At 71.7% G+C, this 16,567-nt stretch carries 15 protein-coding genes; 13 read left to right on the forward strand and 2 right to left on the reverse strand.

Going from position 1 to position 16,567, the window contains the following annotated elements; translation table 11 throughout:
• The first annotated feature begins 56 nt into the window (after positions 1 to 56).
• The 6 genes from pepN (at position 57) to HJC40_RS41215 (ending at position 5,649) form a co-directional block, all read left to right on the forward strand.
• Complete coding sequence (gene pepN, locus HJC40_RS41190; RefSeq protein ID WP_250009110.1) at positions 57 to 2,549, forward strand: aminopeptidase N; 2,493 nt, start codon at positions 57 to 59, stop codon at positions 2,547 to 2,549.
• Between the two features lie 41 nt (positions 2,550 to 2,590).
• Entirely contained in the window at positions 2,591 to 3,196 is a 606-nt protein-coding gene (gene nadD / locus HJC40_RS41195) for a nicotinate-nucleotide adenylyltransferase (RefSeq protein ID WP_250009111.1), read from the forward strand.
• Between the two features lie 93 nt (positions 3,197 to 3,289).
• Positions 3,290 to 3,679, forward strand: coding sequence for a ribosome silencing factor (gene rsfS, locus HJC40_RS41200; RefSeq protein ID WP_250009112.1), 390 nt, complete (start codon positions 3,290 to 3,292; stop codon positions 3,677 to 3,679).
• The gene (locus tag HJC40_RS41205; protein WP_250009113.1) at positions 3,676 to 4,305 is read left to right on the forward strand and encodes a histidine phosphatase family protein; all 630 of its coding nucleotides are present in this window, start codon (positions 3,676 to 3,678) and stop codon (positions 4,303 to 4,305) included. The genes rsfS and HJC40_RS41205 overlap by 4 nt, the downstream gene beginning before the upstream one ends.
• Before the next feature lie 41 nt (positions 4,306 to 4,346).
• The gene (locus HJC40_RS41210) at positions 4,347 to 4,763 is read left to right on the forward strand and encodes a hypothetical protein (RefSeq protein WP_250009115.1); all 417 of its coding nucleotides are present in this window, start codon (positions 4,347 to 4,349) and stop codon (positions 4,761 to 4,763) included.
• 37 nt (positions 4,764 to 4,800) lie between these two features.
• Positions 4,801 to 5,649 (forward strand): DegV family protein, encoded by an 849-nt coding sequence (locus HJC40_RS41215; protein WP_250009116.1) that lies wholly within the window; start codon positions 4,801 to 4,803, stop codon positions 5,647 to 5,649.
• 145 nt (positions 5,650 to 5,794) lie between these two features.
• On the opposite strand, the gene HJC40_RS41220 is transcribed toward HJC40_RS41215, so the two are convergent.
• Both HJC40_RS41220 and HJC40_RS41225 read right to left on the reverse strand, forming a co-directional pair.
• A complete protein-coding gene (locus HJC40_RS41220; RefSeq protein WP_250009117.1) occupies positions 5,795 to 6,814 on the reverse strand; it encodes a hypothetical protein in 1,020 nt (339 codons plus the stop codon).
• 18 nt (positions 6,815 to 6,832) lie between these two features.
• Positions 6,833 to 7,600, reverse strand: coding sequence for a putative protein N(5)-glutamine methyltransferase (locus HJC40_RS41225; RefSeq protein WP_250009118.1), 768 nt, complete (start codon positions 7,598 to 7,600; stop codon positions 6,833 to 6,835).
• 828 nt (positions 7,601 to 8,428) lie between these two features.
• Here HJC40_RS41225 and HJC40_RS41230 point away from each other — a divergent pair.
• The 7 genes from HJC40_RS41230 to HJC40_RS41260 all read left to right on the forward strand — a co-directional run bounded on the left by HJC40_RS41230 (position 8,429) and on the right by HJC40_RS41260 (position 16,542).
• The gene (locus tag HJC40_RS41230; RefSeq protein ID WP_308200999.1) at positions 8,429 to 9,388 is read left to right on the forward strand and encodes a ComEA family DNA-binding protein; all 960 of its coding nucleotides are present in this window, start codon (positions 8,429 to 8,431) and stop codon (positions 9,386 to 9,388) included.
• Between the two features lie 134 nt (positions 9,389 to 9,522).
• Positions 9,523 to 10,479, forward strand: coding sequence for a ComEC/Rec2 family competence protein (locus tag HJC40_RS41235; protein WP_250009119.1), 957 nt, complete (start codon positions 9,523 to 9,525; stop codon positions 10,477 to 10,479).
• Between the two features lie 26 nt (positions 10,480 to 10,505).
• Entirely contained in the window at positions 10,506 to 11,930 is a 1,425-nt protein-coding gene (locus tag HJC40_RS41240; RefSeq protein ID WP_250009120.1) for a recombinase family protein, read from the forward strand.
• Positions 11,931 to 12,241: 311 nt separating this feature from the next.
• Positions 12,242 to 12,568: a helix-turn-helix transcriptional regulator gene (locus HJC40_RS41245; protein WP_250009122.1), complete on the forward strand. Its 327-nt coding sequence runs from the start codon at positions 12,242 to 12,244 to the stop codon at positions 12,566 to 12,568.
• The gene (locus tag HJC40_RS41250; protein ID WP_250009123.1) at positions 12,565 to 12,741 is read left to right on the forward strand and encodes a hypothetical protein; all 177 of its coding nucleotides are present in this window, start codon (positions 12,565 to 12,567) and stop codon (positions 12,739 to 12,741) included. The genes HJC40_RS41245 and HJC40_RS41250 overlap by 4 nt, the downstream gene beginning before the upstream one ends.
• A complete protein-coding gene (locus HJC40_RS41255) occupies positions 12,738 to 14,219 on the forward strand; it encodes a hypothetical protein (RefSeq protein ID WP_250009124.1) in 1,482 nt (493 codons plus the stop codon). Before HJC40_RS41250 ends, HJC40_RS41255 begins: the two co-directional genes overlap by 4 nt.
• Positions 14,220 to 14,970: 751 nt before the next feature.
• On the forward strand, positions 14,971 to 16,542 hold the full coding sequence (locus tag HJC40_RS41260) for a terminase (protein WP_250009125.1): 1,572 nt from the start codon (positions 14,971 to 14,973) through the stop codon (positions 16,540 to 16,542).
• The last annotated feature ends 25 nt before the right edge of the window (positions 16,543 to 16,567 follow it).

Raw genomic sequence — 16,567 nt, forward strand, 5'->3', positions numbered from 1 at the left:
CGAAGCGCATGGAGCCCACGATAACAGCGGAACGGCTCGTATCGGATGATGGTCGGATGCCGAGCCTGACCCGCGCCGAGGCTACCGCCCGGGCCGCCACCGTCGATGTCCACCAGTACGAGGTCGACCTCGATCTGACCGCCGGGGGAGACACCTTCGGTTCGCGTGCTGTGGTGCGTTTCGAGGCGCGAGAGGGCGCCTCCACGTTCCTCGAGTTCGAGCCGGTGAGCGTGGTGAGCATGACGCTGAACGGCTCGCCGCTGCCCGAGTCGGCGCTCGCCGACGGCCGGCTCCGGCTGACCGGCCTCGCGGCGGACAACGAGCTGGCCGTCGAGGCCGTCATGCGGTACTCGAACACGGGCGAGGGCCTGCACAAGTACGTCGATCCGGCCGACGGCTCGATCTACATCTACCAGCACATGTTCATCAACAACGCGGGCCGCATCCTGCCCGCCTTCGACCAGCCCGACCTCAAGGCGTCGTTCCGCATCACCGTGACCGCGCCGCCGAGCTGGCGGGTGGCGGCCAACGGACCGCTGCTGTCGGGCGCGAACGGGCGCTGGGAGTTCGCGGCCACCAAGCCGATCTCGACCTATCTCTGCTCGCTGATCGCCGGCCCGTACCACGAGGTCACCGACTCGCACGACGGCATCCCGCTGGCCCTGTTCGCCCGGGCCGCGCTGGCCGGGGCGCTCGAGGCCGAGGCGGCCGAGATCTTCGAGATCACCAAGCAGTGCCTCGACCGCTACCACGAGATCTTCGACATCCGGTACCCGTTCGGGCACTACCAGCAGGCCTTCGCCCCCGAGTTCAACTTCGGCGCGATGGAGTACCCGGGTCTGGTCGTCTTCCGTGACGAGTTCATCTACCGCTCGGCGGTGACCGACAGCGAGCGCGAGCACCGGGCCAACGTGATCGCCCACGAGATGGCCCACATGTGGTTCGGCGACCTGGTGACCATGGCGTGGTGGGATGACCTGTGGCTGAACGAGTCGTTCGCGGAGTACATGGGCACCCGCATCACGACCGAGGCGACGCGCTTCCCCGGCGCCTGGACGACCTTCGCGATGCAGCGCAAGGCGTGGGGGCTGCGCGCCGACCAGCACCCGTCGACCCATCCGGTGGCGCCGGCCGAGGTCACCGACACCGACCAGGCGCTGCTCAACTTCGACGGCATCTCGTACGCCAAGGGCGCCGCCGTGCTCAAGCAGCTGGTGGCCTTCGTGGGCGAGGAGGCGTTCCGCGCCGGTGTGAACGCGCACTTCGCGGCGCACTCCTACGGCAACGCCACGCTGGCCGATCTGCTCGGCGCGCTCTCCAAGGCCAGTGGGCGCGACCTCACCGCCTGGGCCGACGTCTGGTTGCGCCAGCCCCAGGTCAACACGCTGCGCACCGCGGTCACGCGCGAGGGGTCCTCGTACGCGTCGGTGGTCGTCGAGCAGACCGCCCCCGAGGCCCATCCGACTCTGCGCCCGCACCGGCTCGGCCTCGGCCTCTGGGACCGTGACGCCGACGGCAGCGTGCGGCGGCGCAAGCTGGTCGAGGTCGAGGTGGACGCGACCGGCCGCACCGAGGTGCCCGAGCTGGCCGGCGAGCCGGTGGCCGACCTGCTGCTGCTCAACGACGGCGACCTCACGTACGCGAAGATCCGGCTCGACGACGAGTCGGCCGCCGCCGTCCCGGCCGTCCTGCCGCTGATCGGCGACTCGCTGGCCCGCGCCGTGCTGTGGGCGGCCACGCTCGACGCGGTCGTCGACGGCGAGCGCCCGGTCGCCGAGCTGGTCACGCTCGTGCTGGCCGCCTTGCCGGTGGAGTCCGAGGTGGTGATCGTCGAGGACGTTCTCCGGGCCACCCGCAGCCTGGTCGACCGCTACGCCACACCGGAGGCGCGCCCGGCCGCCCTTGAGTTGCTCGCCCAGGCCGCCGACCGCCTGCTGGCCGCCTCGGAGCCGGGCGGGTCACGCCAGCTCGCCGCCGCCCGCGGCCTGATCGGCGCCACCACCGACGCCGCCCGGCTGCAGGACTGGCTGGCCGGCCGGAACGTGCCCGGCGGCCTGGCCGTCGACGCCGACCTGCGCTGGCTGATCGTCTACCGCCTGGCCGTGCTGGGCGCGGCCGGCGCCGACGTGATCGACGCCGAGTTCGAGCGGGACCGCAGCGCCCAGGGGGAACAGTGGGCCGCCCGCAGCCGGGCCGCCCGCCCGGACCCGTCGGCCAAGGCGGCGGCGTGGGCGGCGATCATCGAGGACGCCGCGCTCTCGAACCGCCTGGTGGAGATGACCGCGTCCGGCTTCTGGCAGGCCGAGCAGCTCGACCTGGTCCGCGAGTACGTGCCGCGATACTTCGCCGAGATGCCGGCGATGATGCGGATGCGCAGCGGCATGAGCGCGGAGCGCACGGCCGGCGCGGCGTACCCGGCCCTGATGGTCGAGCAGCGGACCCGCGACCTGGCCGCCGGGCTGCTCGCGGACGACGACCTCGACCCGATCCTGCGGCGGGTCGTGCTCGACGCCGACGACGACCTCCGCCGGGCGCTGGCCGCCCGTTGAACCCGGGTGCCCTTGATCGGGACGAGGCTTATCCTGCAGTGATGTCGGGCCGGCGGATCGGGATCATGGGTGGGACGTTCGATCCCGTCCACCACGGCCACCTGGTGGCGGCCAGCGAGGTGCAGGCGCGATTCGACCTCGACGAGGTGGTCTTCGTGCCCACCGGCCAGCCGTACCAGAAGGGTCGCGTCTCGCCGGCCGAGGACCGCTACCTGATGACGGTCATCGCCACGGCGTCCAACCCGCGCTTCCACGTCAGCCGGGCCGACATCGACCGCGACGGCCCCACCTACACGATCGACACCCTGCGGGACATGCGCGCGATCTACGGCGCCGATGCGTCGCTGTTCTTCATCACCGGCGCGGACGCCCTCAACCGCATCCTGAGCTGGAAGGACGCGCTCGAGATGTTCGCCGCGGCGCACTTCGTGGGGGTCACCCGGCCCGGCTTCGAGCTCACCGACGACCACCTGCCCGAGGACAGCGTCACGCTGGTCGAGGTGCCGGCCATGGCGATCTCGTCGTCCGCCTGCCGCGACCGCGTGGCCGCGGGCGAGCCGGTGTGGTATCTGGTGCCCGACGGTGTCGTGCAATACATCAACAAGCGAGGCCTCTATCGGGGGTCGGGAAATGTCACAGCGGTGTGAGACGCTTGATGTGCTGGACAACCGTCCGGACCTGAAACCAGCCCGCCGAGTCAATCAGCCCGCTGGGTAAGCCCGCCTAACGAGAGGCCACTCTTGCCCGTCACTGAACGCGCTTATGAACTGGCTATGACGGCCGCCCAGGCCGCCGCCGACAAGAAGGCGCAAGACATCGTCGTGATCGATGTCGGAGACCAGCTCTACATCACCGACGCCTTCGTGATCGCCTCCGCGTCCAACGAGCGTCAGGTCGCCGCGATCGTCGACGCCGTCGAGGAAGCGCTGCTCGACCTCCCCGAGAAGGCCAAGCCCGTGCGTCGCGAGGGCGAGCGCCAGGGGCGGTGGGTGCTGCTCGACTACGTCGACATCGTCGTCCACATCCAGCATGCCGAGGAACGCGAGTTCTACGCCCTCGACAAGCTGTGGAAGGACTGCCCGACGGTCCAGTTCGTGGACCGCGACATGGCCGACGCCGAAGCTTCGTGAACCGCCTGATCGTCTGGCGCCACGGCAACACCGACTGGAACGCCACCCATCGCGTCCAGGGTCAGACCGACGTGTCGCTCAACGACCTGGGCCGTCAGCAGGCCGTCGACGCCGCCGAACTGCTGGTCAAGCTGAAACCGGACGCGATCGTCGCCAGCGACCTGCGCCGGGCGGCCGACACCGCGGCGGCGCTGGCCGCGCTGACCGGGCTGTCGATCAGCTATGACAAGCGGCTGCGCGAGCGGTATTTCGGCGCCTGGCAGGGCCTCACCATGACCGAGGTGACCCAGGTCCACCCCGAGCAGCACGCCCGGTGGACAGCGGGTCAAGAGGTCGGCGGCGACGTCGAAACCCTCGACGAGCTGGGCACCCGGGTGGCCGACGGGTTGCTCGACGCCGCCGCACTGGCGCCGCCCGGCGGCACGGTCGTGGTCGCGACGCACGGCGCCGCCGCCCGCCAGGGAGTCGGCCACCTGCTGGGCTGGCCGATCGAGCAGTTGCGCACCCTGCGCGCCCTGCAGAACTGCCACTGGATCGAGCTCAACCTCGACGACAAGCGGGGATGGCAGCTGGCGGCCTACAACGTCGGCCCGTTCAGCGACCACCCGGTCCCGCCGCCGGTGTGATCATCCGGGAACCGCGGAAGATCCGGTAGCGTCCAAGCATCATGGTGACTCGGACAGTTTCCGCTCTTCTGTTTCTCGTGCTCGTCGCCGGCTGTGCCAACAACACGGCCGACACCGGCGCTGCCCCGGCTCCCGCGCCCTCCCCGTCCGCCTCGGACGTGATCGACCTGCCCGTGCCCACGGCCAAGCCCAGTGGGCCCGCGGGGAAGCCGTCCGCCGGAGGCCCGGCCGCCGGCGGCCGCACGATCACCGGCACGGTGACCGCCGGCGTCGAGCCCAACTGCCTGCTCCTCACGGACGGCTCCGGATCACACCTGCTGATCTTCGACGACCCGGCGATGCGCGCCGACGCCGCCGTCGGCAGCAAGGTCACGATCGTCGGCAGCTCGCAGCCCGACATGATGTCCACCTGCCAGCAGGGTGTGCCGTTCGTCGTCGTGTCGGTCGAGAAGGGCTGATCGACCTGGGCCGGGGCCGATCGGTTACCGTGCCCGCATGTCCGTCGCGGTCGTCACCGACTCCACCGCGTACCTGCCCGCCGAACTCAGCGGCTCGTATGAGCTGACCGTCGTGCCCCTGACCGTGGTCATCAACGGCACCGACGGGCTCGAGGGGCTCGAGATCCAGCCCGCCGAGGTCGCCCGGGCTCTCGGCGAGCGCCGCACGGCGGTGAGCACGTCCCGGCCCGCGCCGTCCCAGTTCGCGACCGCCTACCGGGAGCTGCTGGACGCCGGCGCCGACGGCATCGTGTCGGTCCACCTGTCGGCCAAGCTCTCCGGCACCTTCGAGGCCGCGTCGCTGGCCGCGGCCGAGGCCGGGCCGCGGGTCCAGGTCGTCGACAGCGGGGCGACCGGGATGGGGCTGGGGTTCGCCGCCCTGGCCGCGGCGGCGGCCGCGCGCCAGGGGCGAGACCTCGATGCCGTACGGCGGGAGGCTGTCCACCACGCCTCCCGGGTGAGCACGCTGTTCTACGTCGACACGCTGGAGTTCCTGCGCCGCGGTGGGCGGATCGGGGCGGCGTCGGCGCTGCTCGGAACGGCTCTGTCGGTCAAGCCGATCCTGCACATGGTGGACGGGACCATCGTCCTCAAGGACAAGGTGCGGACGGCCGGGCGGGCGCTCGCGAAGCTCGTCGATCTGGCCGTCGAGGCGGCCGGCGACGGCGAGGTGGACATCGCCGTGCACCACCTGGAGGCCCCCGACCGCGCGACGGCCCTGGCCGACGCGGTGGCGATGCGGCTGGGCGACCGGCTCCGGGACTGCTACATCACCGAGATCGGGGCCGTGGTCGCCGCGCATGTGGGCCCCGGCCTGGCCGCCGTCGTGGTGCATCGGCGGGGCTGACTCCCGGCTGGCCGGCTCTGTGGCCGCCGACCTCGGCCCTGCCGGCCTGGTCTCTGTCCGGCCACTTCGTCCCCGCCGGCCTGGTCTCTGCCCGGCCACTTCGTCCCCGCCGGGTCTGTGTCTGTCGGCTACCGTGGCGGGCGCGTCAGCTTTTGCGCCATCGGAACGGGTTGAGACCGGCGACCGGCTCGAGCCGGGGGGCCAGCTCCCGCCACGGCATCGTGCGGTCGCCGATCCGCACCTCGTCGGCCGTGGGGAGCAGGGACTTCTCGTCCCAGACGGCTCGGGTGTGCCAGCCCGTGTCGTCGTCGCCGATCAGCTCGAGCTCGGCTGCGGGCTCGGTGAGGTGGGCCGCCTGGCGGGCGTACTCCTGGACAGCGAGGATGGCGCCGGCGCGTTGGACGGTGTGGTGCAGGGGATGGCCGGGGTCGACGGTGTAGGGGACGGTGCAGCCCTCGGCGTCACTGACGTACGCCATCGGGGTGATCGGCCGGGCCGACCGCGCGTAGAGCTCCTCGGCCTGGGCGAAGAGGGCCGGCAGATGGGGGCTGTCGGCCGAGGTGAGCAGAAGCGTGCCGCGTTCGGGGGCGAACGCCATGGGCGGACCGTCGACCTGGGGTGCAAGGCGTTCCAGCCAGTGCCTCAGCAGCAGGTGCGAGGTCCAGTACGCGTCCCCGTTGTCGACGAACCGGACGACCGCGGTCGGAGCGCTCTTGAGGGTGGCTCCCTCGAGGTTGGACCGGGCCGCGGCGAAGACGTCGTCGGCGCGTACGTCCCAGGTCTTGATCTGCTCCCCGGTCACGTAGGTCATGGCCTCGGGATGGTCGATGACGACGTACTCGAAAAGGTAGGGGAACGCCGGTCGTCGTAGCGGGGCGCCCGGGGTGGCGCCGCGGATGACGGGACGCAGCAGGGGTTTCGCCTGCTGCCAGGTCGGGGGGATCGGGTTCGCGATCAGACCGGCGATGTACGCCCTGATCTGTTTGCGCCGCAGCTCGGCCAGCGGAGCGAGGTCGACTATCTCGGGTTCCTGGTGGACAGTCGGTGCAAAACGGACCTGGAACGTCCGAGCGTCGTAGCGGACGGCTTTGAAGCCGGACTTGCGCAGCCGCCGGACCACCTGGGTGGCCAGCCTGACCCGCGCGAGCCTTCGCAGCAGGCCCACCGGTACGCCCTCTTTCCTCTAAGGCCTCTTGGCCCGGACCACTCGAGCATCGAGATCCTCGTCGTAGAAGACGTCGCCGTCCAGGCCCGAACGGCCGATGACTTCCAACGCCGGTCCCTCCTGGGCCCCGGTGATCTCGGAGAGCACGACCCCGGTCTCGGAGAGCCACGTGGGAGCGCTCCCGATCACGCGGCGAAAGATATCAAGGCCGTCGGAGCCCCCGTCGAGCGCCAGCCGAGGCTCGTGATCACGAGCCTCGGACGGCAGCAACGGGAGGTGGGCGGTCGCGACGTAGGGCACGTTGGCCAGCAGCACGTCCACCCGGCCGCGCAGACCGTCGGGCAGCGGGGCGTAGAGGTCGCCCTCGTGGACGTCGGCGATGCCGTTGGCGCGGGCGCAGGCGGTGGCGGCCGGGTCGAGGTCGGCGGCGTGCAACTCGATGCCGGGCCGCCGGTGCCGCACGGCCAGACCCAGGGCGCCCGAGCCGCAGCAGAGGTCGAGCACGACCCGCGGGTCATGACGTGCGGCCAGGTCGACGAGAAGCCGGCTGCGGACCCGGGGGACGAAGACCCCGGGCCTGAGGCGAACGCGGACACCGGCGAAGTCGGCGTGACCGACGACCTGCTCGAGCGGTTCGCCCTGGGCGCGCCGCCGCACGAACACGTCGAGCGTGTGGTCGTCGGGAGCCACCTCGCGCAGCACGGCCGCCTCCTCCTCGGCGAAGACACACCCCGCCGCCCGCAGCGTCGTGATCGCCGTGGCCAGCGCGTCCTCCGTGATCGTCACGCCCACCCCGTAGCACAGGTCAACCGGGTCGCTGAGTTATCCACAATGCACCCCTGTCCACAGAGCCCGCGGCGTGCGGACGCGGTCTTCCCTAGCGTGCCTGGCGTGCGAGAGCGGAAGCCCCCCGACGACGCCGTGGCCCAGAGGCTGCGGTCGGTGCTCGCCGGTCCGGTCCGCGACCGGCCAGCCCCGGCCGCCCCAACCCCGTCCCCATCGTTGCCCATCCACGCCACCCCGCCCGCGGCCGGTGATCGTGCCGTCTCCGGCGGTCTTCCCGCGTTGGCCGAGGTCGGCGACCCGTTGCAGTGGTCCGACATCATTCCGGCCTGGCCCGACGACGTGGACCTGGAGGCGGCGCCCAGCGCCGTATTTCACCCGTTCCGGTCAGGTGCGCCTCCGGATGCTGGCCGACCGGGCCACCAGCCTGCTGCGCAGCTGGACGGCTACCGGCCGGGGACGCCCTGGTCCACGCCGCCGGCTTCGCAGCATCAACGAACCCCGCCCGACGAGCCGTCGATGACGCCTGATGTGGCGGTCTCACCGCCGCCGACCGTCGTCACTGTGCGGCCACCTGCCGACGCTGATCCGGCGGCTGTCTCTGTGCGGTCGCCTGGCGGTGCTGATTCGACGGTTGTCGCGGGGCGGTCGCCTGGCGGTGCTGATCGCGCGGTTGTCGCGGAGCAGTCGCCTAGCGGTGCTTATCGGACCGTTGTCGCCGTGCGGTCGCCTACAGGTGTTCATCCGACCGTGGTCGCCGGGCGAGCGCCCGGCGGCGCCTCCTCGATCGTCGCCGGCAGTGATTCCCGGACCTCTCACCTTGGTGATCTGATGCCTGATTCCGAGCCCTTCCCCGCCCCGGCCGCACGCTCTCCGTTGCCGCCGCCCGGATGGGTGCTGCCCGAGGCCGATCATCGCGGTACCGGCGTGCCGGTCCCGCCGGCGGACGAGCAGCCCGATGTGGGGAACTACCAGTTCGACCCGGCGGGGGAGCGCTTCGCCTTCGCCGGGTCGGCGGCGCCTGAGGAGCCGCCCGCGCTCACCGGGGCCGGTGCCTTCGGCGGGCCGGCGGATGGGGAGCGCCGGTTCGGGCTCGGTGCCTTCGACCCGGGCCGACGAGGGGTGCGGGCGCTGGTGGCGGTCGTAGCCGTGGTGATCCTCATCGCCGCCGTGCTGGCGTGGCGGGCCCGTCCACGCGTCGACCCGGTGGCGCCGCCGCCGCTGGGCGCGGTCGAGTCGGGGGCGGGCGGTGGCCCGGCTGGCGGTGGACCGGCAGGCGGTGGACCGGGCGGGCCGCCCGTCGTCGCGCGCGGGTCCGCATCTGCGCCGGCCGAGGTGGTCATCGCCGTCGGCGGCAAGGTCCGCCGGCCCGGCCTGGTCCGCCTCGCGCCCGGCGCTCGGGTGGCCGATGCCCTGACCGCGGCGGGCGGCGCCCAGCCGGGCGTGGACGTGGCCGTCCTCAACCTCGCCCGCAAGGTTGTCGACGGCGAGCTCATCATGGTCGGCGTCACGCCGCCGCCGGGCGTGGTCGCGCCGCCGGGTGCCGCGCCCACCGCGCCCGACGCACCCGGAGCACCCGGAGCACCCGGAGCACCCGGGGGCCTGGTCAACTTGAACACCGCGACTCTGGCCGACCTCGACACGCTGCCCGGCGTCGGTCCGGTGCTGGCGCAGCGCATCCTCGACGCCCGGGACGCGCAGGGCGGTTTCCGGGCGGTCGGCGATCTCCGCAAGGTCGACGGTATCGGCGACGCCCGTTACGACCAGCTCAAGGACCTGGTGACGGTATGACGGCGCCTGCACCGCGAAGCCGCGGCCGAGCAGGTCCTCTTCCGCGCCGGGCTGATACTTCCGGCGGAGCTGATGCGTCCCGCGGACCTGGCGGACCTGACGGACCTGGTGGACAAGGTCGGCCGGATCTCCGGTTGGCGGTCTTCGCGGTTGCGGTGTGGCTGTCGGCTCTCGCAGCCCTGTATCTGTCCGCTCTGACCGGCGTGCTGCTCGGCGTGGCCGCAGTGGGGGTCGCCGGCGGCCTGGTGGGTTGGCTGAGGCGGGTCGGCGGACCGGGCTCCGAGCCGATGAGGTGGCTCGGGCCCCGGTCGGTGGTGGAACGCCGCGCAGCCCGCGCGCCGAGTGTGGTGCGGCGGCCCGCGCCGAGTGTGGTGCGGCGGCCCGCGCCGAGCGTGGTGCGGCGTTCCGCGCCGAACACCCCGGCCAGTGATCGACCTGGCCGATCGTCGGCGTCGGCGTCGGCGTCGGCGTCGGCGTTCGTTGGGCGGTGGCGGTGGGTGGTCCTGGCGGCCCTGCTCGGGGTGGCCTGTGGAGCGATCGCGACGGCGGCCCGGGTCAGCGTTCGGGAGGCGCGGGGGCTGGTCGCACTGGTCGAGGCCGGTGATCCGGTGTGGATGCGGATGGTCGTGCGGGACGATGCGCGGGCGCTGCGGGGATCGGTGGGCCCACCCACGTACCTCGTGGCTGTCGATCTCGAAGCTGTGCGGGCCGAGGACTCGGCGGCGTTGCGGTTGTCGGCGCGGGCGTTGGTGCTCGGCAGCGATCCGGGGTGGCGGGGTCTGCTGCCCGGGCAGCGCGTGACGGCCAAGGGCAAGCTGATGCCTCCGCGCGGCGGCGACCTGCGGGCGGTGGTCGCCTCGGTCCGAGGGGCGCCGACCCCGATCGGGCGGTCGTCGTGGGCCCAGCGGGCCGCCGGGGTGCTGCGAGCCGGGCTTCAGCGGGCCTGCGAGCCGTTGCCCGACCGGCCCGGTGGACTGTTGCCGGGGCTGGTCGTCGGGGACACCAGCCGGCTCGACCCGGCGCTGGAGGCGGACTTCCGCACGGTCGGCATGACGCATCTGAACGCCGTGTCGGGCGCGAGTGTTCACTAGGCGGTGTTTCCCGTACCGTAGCACCCATGCGCGCAGCCATCTACACACGCGTCTCGCAGGACAAGCGGGACAAGGCCTCCGTCCAGCAGCAAGAGGACGAGGCGCGCCTGGCCGCCGCCGCCCTCGGCTGGACCGTCGTCGAGGTGTTCAGCGACAACGACATCTCGGCCAGCCGGCACGCCCGCAAGGAGCGAGAGCACCACACCGCGCTGCTCGCAGCCATCCAGGCGGGCACGGTCGACGTGGTGATCCTGTGGGAGAGCTCGCGCGGCGACCGGAAGCTGACCACCTGGTCGGCGCTGCTCGACCTCTGCCGCGACCGCGGGGTGAAGATCCACGTCGTCGACCACCGGCGCACCTACGACCTCACCGTGCCGCGCGACTGGAAGACTCTGGCCGACGAGGGCGTGAACAACGCCTACGCCTCCGAGGAGACCCGCGAGCGGATCCTGCGCGACGTCCGGGCCAACGCCGTCGCTGGTCGCCCGCACGGGAAGCTGGCCTTCGGCTACACCCGCCGCTACGACGACCGCGGGAACTTCGTCGAGCAGGTCGAGCACCCCGAGCAGGCCGAGATCGTGCGCGAGTGCGGCCGCCGTGTCGAGGCCGGCGAGAGCCTGTACGGCATCGCCCAGGACCTCAACCGGCGGGAGGTCCCGGCCCCGCGCGGCGGGAAGTGGCTGCCCCTGCAGATCAAGCGGGTCGTGACCAACCCCCGGTACGTCGGGCAGCGCGTGCACCGCGGCGTCGTCGTCGGCGACGCCGTCTGGCCGGCCATCCTCGAGGAGAACGTCTACGCCGAGTGCGTGCGCCGGATGAGCGACCCCCGCCGCCACTCGACCCGTGACCTGTCCCTGAAGCACCTGCTCTCCGGGATCATGGTCGCGCCGTGCGGCGGCCGGACCCGGGTCCTGAAGAACCGCGGCTACTGGTCATACATCTGCCATCAGGACTACTGCGTCAGTGTGCGGACCACCAAGGTTGAGGAGTTCGTGACCGACCAGGTGATCGAACGCCTCGAGCAGCCCGACGTCATGCGCGGTCTCGCCGCCCGCAGCGACCAGGCGGTGGCCGGCGCCTCAGGCCAGGCCGACGAGCTGCAGCGCCGCCTGGACGGGTTCGTCGACGCTGCGGCCCGCGGTGAGCTCACCCCGGCCGCGTTGGCCCGGATCGAGCAGCGGCTGCTCCCGGAGATCGAGGACGCGAAGCGGCTGGCCCAGGTCGCGCCGCTGCCGAAGCTGATCCGTGACGTGGCCGGCCCCGGCGCCCGCGAGCGGTGGGGCCGGCTGACGATCGGCCAGCGGCGGGAGGTCATCGACAAGGTGGCCGAGATCCGGGTGGCCGCCTCGCGTAAGGGCGTCCGCTTCAGCTTCCACCGGCTGGCCCCGTCGCGGTGGCGGGGCGACGAGCAGACGTGGGGCGACCACTGGGCCGCGCTGGACCCAAGTTGATGTTGCGCGTATCCTGGCTACATCAACTGAACACCGAGTTACTAGGGAACCCCTGGCCGCGACCCGCAACGGGACAAGGCCTGCGGCGAAGCGCGATGCCGAGTCGTTAAGGAACCCGGGGTGTAGTGGCGAGGGCGCGATGCCCTCAATGCCGAGAAGGTCGAGGCCCGCAACGGGCACAGGGCGACATGCCCCCGACCGGAGCCCAAGCACTGGTGCCGCAACGGGACCGAGCTGAGTAGACGTCAGACCCGCAAGAGACGGGTCCGTCTTCCATGCTCGGCGTTCGCGTCTCCAGGGGAGTTCCCGAAGTGACTCGGACGTTGTCCGGCACCCGTCTGCGCCAACTGCGCCACGCCGCCGGCTACACCGTTGACCAGGCCGCCGAGAAGATCGGCCGCTCCACCCACACCATCCGCAGCTACGAGTCCGGCCGGGTCAGCCCGCCCGCTCACGTGCTCGGCGAGATCGCAGCCGTCTACGACTGCCAGGTCTCCGACTTCTATGCCGCCGATGGCAGCCAGGACGCCGACGAGCGTCTCGCTGCCATCAAGGCCGCAGCCCGTAACGCCCCACCGCTCGCGCCCGAAGACCTCGGCGTCATCGTCAGCCTGCTCGCCGCGGCGGTGGCCCCGTGACCGAAGCCAAGGGAGGTGCCCGGCCTGCCCTTAACAGGCCGGCCACCGAGCGCACCGTAACACCGGCCACCGACAAGAAGCCGTGGCGTCCGGACCCCCGGCACGTCAAGGCCCTCGACCGGCACATCGCGTACGCCTACGGGCCGGAGAACGTCCGGCGGTGGGCCGCATGACCGACAGCTACCCGGCCTGCCCGACGTGCCAGGCCCAGCTCGACCCCGACGGCACATGCTTCGTGTGCGCCCGCGACGAAGCCAGCGTCCTGCTCGACGTGTGGCCCGACGCCCCACCCGAGATCCACTACGCGCCCGAGCCGGAGCACGCCGACAGCCCCGAGGTCGTCGCGGTGGCCACCCGGCGGCTGCCCGATGAGTTCTGGGACGCCCGGCCGCTGCACAAGCAGATCCGTCAGGCCGCCTGGGCCACCATGACCCACCCCGACGCCGTGCTGGCCGCCGTGCTGACGCGGGTGGCCGGCATGGTCCCGCACGAGGTCAAGTTCGACTCCGGCCGAGGCCCGTCCGGCTCGATGAACCTGTTCGCGTGTCTGCTGGCCGGGTCCGGCATCGGCAAGAGCGAGGCCTCCCGCGCGGCCAGCGAGCTGGTCAAGGTGCCGCACCCGCTCGGCACCATGGACGGCAAGGCCGACTTCGAGGTGTTCCGCGACGGCGTGGGCGTCGGCACCGGCGAGGGCCTGGCCGAGGTCTACATGGGCACCAAGGAGCGCGACACCACCCGCGTCCACAAGAGCGGCCCGTTCAAGGGCGACCCGATCACCGAGAAGGTGCGGGCCCAGGTGCGCCACAACGCCTACTTCTACGTCGACGAGGGCGAGACGCTCACCAAGCTGATGCGTGACCGCCAGGGCGCCATCCTCGGCGCCACGCTCCGGACCGCATGGGTCGGCGGCACCCTCGGCCAGGCCAACGCCCGCGACGAGACGACCCGCATGGTCCGCTCTGGCGACTACTCCATGGGGCTGCTCGTCGGTTTCCAGCCCGAGGTCGCCGCGGGTCTGCTGTCCGACGTCGGCCCCGGCACCCCGCAGCGGTTCCTGTGGATCGGCGCGCAGGACACCGAGATGCCCGAGGGCGACCACGAGTGGCCAGGCCAGGTCGACGTGCCCGCATGGCCGAAGCAGGGCGTGGTGGAGTTCCCGACCGAGGTGCGCCAGGCGTTGCGCGCCCAGACCCGCCAGAAGCACCTCGGCGAGGTCCAGGTCGACCCGCTCGACTCCCACGAGCCGCTGATGCGGTGCAAGCTCGCCGCACTGCTGTGCCTGCTGGACGGGCGCATGCACGTCAACCGCGAGGACTGGCACCTGGCCGGCCTGATCTGGGTCACCTCGTGCGCCATCCGCGACTCGCTGCTGCGCTTCCAGAAGCGCCAGGCCGACGAGGAGGCCGAGCGTCGCCTCGACCAGAAGACCCAGGAGGCTCGCGCGGTCACGGCCGCCGGGATGCAGGCCTCTGCCGCTGTCGAGCGGGTTGCTGCACGGATCAAGGCCTTCGCCGAGGACGAGGCGCTGACCGTCGGCGCCGCCCGGCGCAAGCTGCCCGGCCGGGACCGTCCGCTGCTCGATGCGGCTGTCGAGCACGCGGTCAAGCAGCGGTGGCTGGGACTCGACGGCAACGTCCTCACGGCGCTCTGAGAGGCGATGTGGACATGTGGACATGTGGACAAGATGTGGACGGGCGAGAGCGATGACCGACGACAAAAGTTCTACGACGAGTACAACTGACGGTAGCTCTGTGTATAGAAAAGAGGGAAATACCCCCCTTCACGTGACGCGTGAGTCAGAAGCCGATGTGGACATGTCCACATGTCCACATCCCGGCTCGTGTCCACACGGCATGTCCACATCCTTCGAGCCGACCGACTGGCGCGCCCGCCTCCAAGCCGCCGTCGCCGAGACCCTCCGCAAACGAGAAGCCAAGCGGGCAGAACGCGCCGAACTCAAACGACGCCGCGACTACGGGCTAACCCAACGCCACGGCCAGAAGCTCGCACGGGCACGCCGGCCACCAGGCCGAGACCAATGAGCAAGGCCTGGGCCGGAGGGTCCACCAGGGCCTGGCGCACAACCAGGCTGCAGGTCCTCGTACGCGATGGGTATAGGTGCCGGCTCCTGCTATCCCAGGTGTGCACCGGAGTAGCCACCCAGGTCCACCACCTACACGGGCGTGGCCGATGCCCAGGGTGCAAGGCAGACCAGCACACCCACCTCGTCGCCTCATGCCAGCCATGCAACGGCAAGGTCGGCGACCCAGGAGCACGACGCACAGCACCACAACCGAGGGCAATGACCAAGTGGTGAGCGCTCTGACCAGGCGATTCTTCCCAACCCAGGGGCCCCGGACATCCACGCCCTAGTGTCCATTTTTTGTTTGCGGAGAGTGACCATGACTGCCGTTCTTGCCGAGCCGGTGCTGGGCTCGATCTCGCCTCGTCTGTACACGCCGCCGCTCGTTCAGGGGCCACCTGGGCAGTGCGGTTGCGGCTGTGCGCTCGGTGAGACGACGTCGTACGGGTTCAAGGTCGAGCGGTTCGCCGCCGAGAAGCTGGGCCGGCCGCTGTGGCCGTGGCAGCGCTGGCTCGTGATCCATGCCGGCGAGCTCCTCGAGGACGGGACGCCTCGGTTCCGCCGGGTGATCGTCACGGTGGGCCGCCAGAACGGCAAGACGGAGGCGGTGCTCGCGCTGACGCTCTACTGGCTGTTCGAGGAGAAGAAGCCGAGCATCCTGGGCACGTCGACGCTCACGAAGTACGCCAAGAAGCCCTGGTTCAGCGCGTTCAAGATGGCCGTGGGCAGCCCTGAGCTCGTGCACGACATGCCGGAGAACCCGCACCGCAAGGCGATCCGTAAGGCGGCCGGTGAGGAGGAGTGGTGGACAGCCGACGACTGCCACTACTCGGTGGCCGCGAGCAACGCCGAGGGCGGCCGGTCGATGTCGAATCAGCGGGTCATCGCCGACGAGCTGGCGAAGCAGTACAACATGGAGGCCTACTCGGCCGCCTACTACTCGATGGATGCCTTCGAGGACGCGCAGTACTTCGGGCTGACGACGCCGGACCCGAAGGGCGTGCTGTGGATGGAGCTGCGCGCGTCGGCGCTGGAGTTCATGGACTCCGGCGAGGGTGACGAGACGCTGGGCCTGTTCGAGTGGTCGGTGCCGGAGGGTGCTGACCCGGCCGACCCGCAGATGCTGGCCATGGCGAACCCGACGATGGACCGGCCGGGTGGCAAGCGGTCGGCGCGGCTGGTGCGTGAGGCGCGTGCGGCCCTCGCGAAGGGTGGCGAGCTGCTGCGCACCTTCCGCACGGAGATCATGTGCGAGCTCCTCGAGGACGCCGACGCGGTCATCGACCTCGCCGCGTGGGTGCGCTGTATCGACCCCGGCGACCTCGAGGCCTACCGCAGCAGCGTGGCGTGGTGCTTCGACGTCGCGCCGAGCATGCAGCACGCGGCCCTCTACGCCGCGGCGGTGCTGCCCGACGGCCGGGTCCGGATCGACGCCGTGACGGCCTGGGAGGGCCCCGGCTGCGTCGACCAGGCGGCGCGCGAGCTGCCCGCGCTGGTGGCCCGGGCCAAGCCGCGCGCGTTCGGCTGGTTGCCGTCGGGGCCGGCCGCCGCCGTCGGTGCCCGTCTGGCTGACCGGTCGCAGCCCGGCCGGCGCGCGGTGTGGCCGCCGCCCGGGGTGGCCGTGGAGGAGATCCGCGGCGAGCTGACGCAGGTCTGCATGGGCTTCTCGGCCCTAGTCGCCGCCGACGGCCTGGCGCACAGCGCCGATCCGCTGCTCGACGACAACGTGGAGAACGCCGAGAAGGCGTTCCGGGGCGACGCCTGGGTGTTCTCCCGCAAGGGCGCTGGGGACGTCGACGCGATGTACGCGGCGGCCGGTGCGGCTCATCTGGCGCGGACGCTTCCGGCGCCGGCGGGCAGGGTTCGGCTGGTCGGTCCCCGCGGCTCGTGATTGCAGACCGTAGGCGTTTCGTATT

The sequence above is a fragment of the Actinoplanes sp. M2I2 genome, assembly GCF_023544445.1.
GTDB lineage: Bacteria > Actinomycetota > Actinomycetes > Mycobacteriales > Micromonosporaceae > Actinoplanes.

Coding starts and splice junctions, on each gene's coding strand:
- HJC40_RS41215 (WP_250009116.1), top strand. CDS start 4,801: ATGTCCGTCGCGGTCGTCACCGACTCCACCGCGTACCTGCCCGCCGAA.
- HJC40_RS41230 (WP_308200999.1), top strand. CDS start 8,429: ATGCCTGATTCCGAGCCCTTCCCCGCCCCGGCCGCACGCTCTCCGTTG.
- pepN (WP_250009110.1), top strand. CDS start 57: ATGCCGAGCCTGACCCGCGCCGAGGCTACCGCCCGGGCCGCCACCGTC.
- HJC40_RS41240 (WP_250009120.1), top strand. CDS start 10,506: ATGCGCGCAGCCATCTACACACGCGTCTCGCAGGACAAGCGGGACAAG.
- HJC40_RS41255 (WP_250009124.1), top strand. CDS start 12,738: ATGACCGACAGCTACCCGGCCTGCCCGACGTGCCAGGCCCAGCTCGAC.
- HJC40_RS41260 (WP_250009125.1), top strand. CDS start 14,971: ATGACTGCCGTTCTTGCCGAGCCGGTGCTGGGCTCGATCTCGCCTCGT.
- HJC40_RS41210 (WP_250009115.1), top strand. CDS start 4,347: ATGGTGACTCGGACAGTTTCCGCTCTTCTGTTTCTCGTGCTCGTCGCC.
- nadD (WP_250009111.1), top strand. CDS start 2,591: ATGTCGGGCCGGCGGATCGGGATCATGGGTGGGACGTTCGATCCCGTC.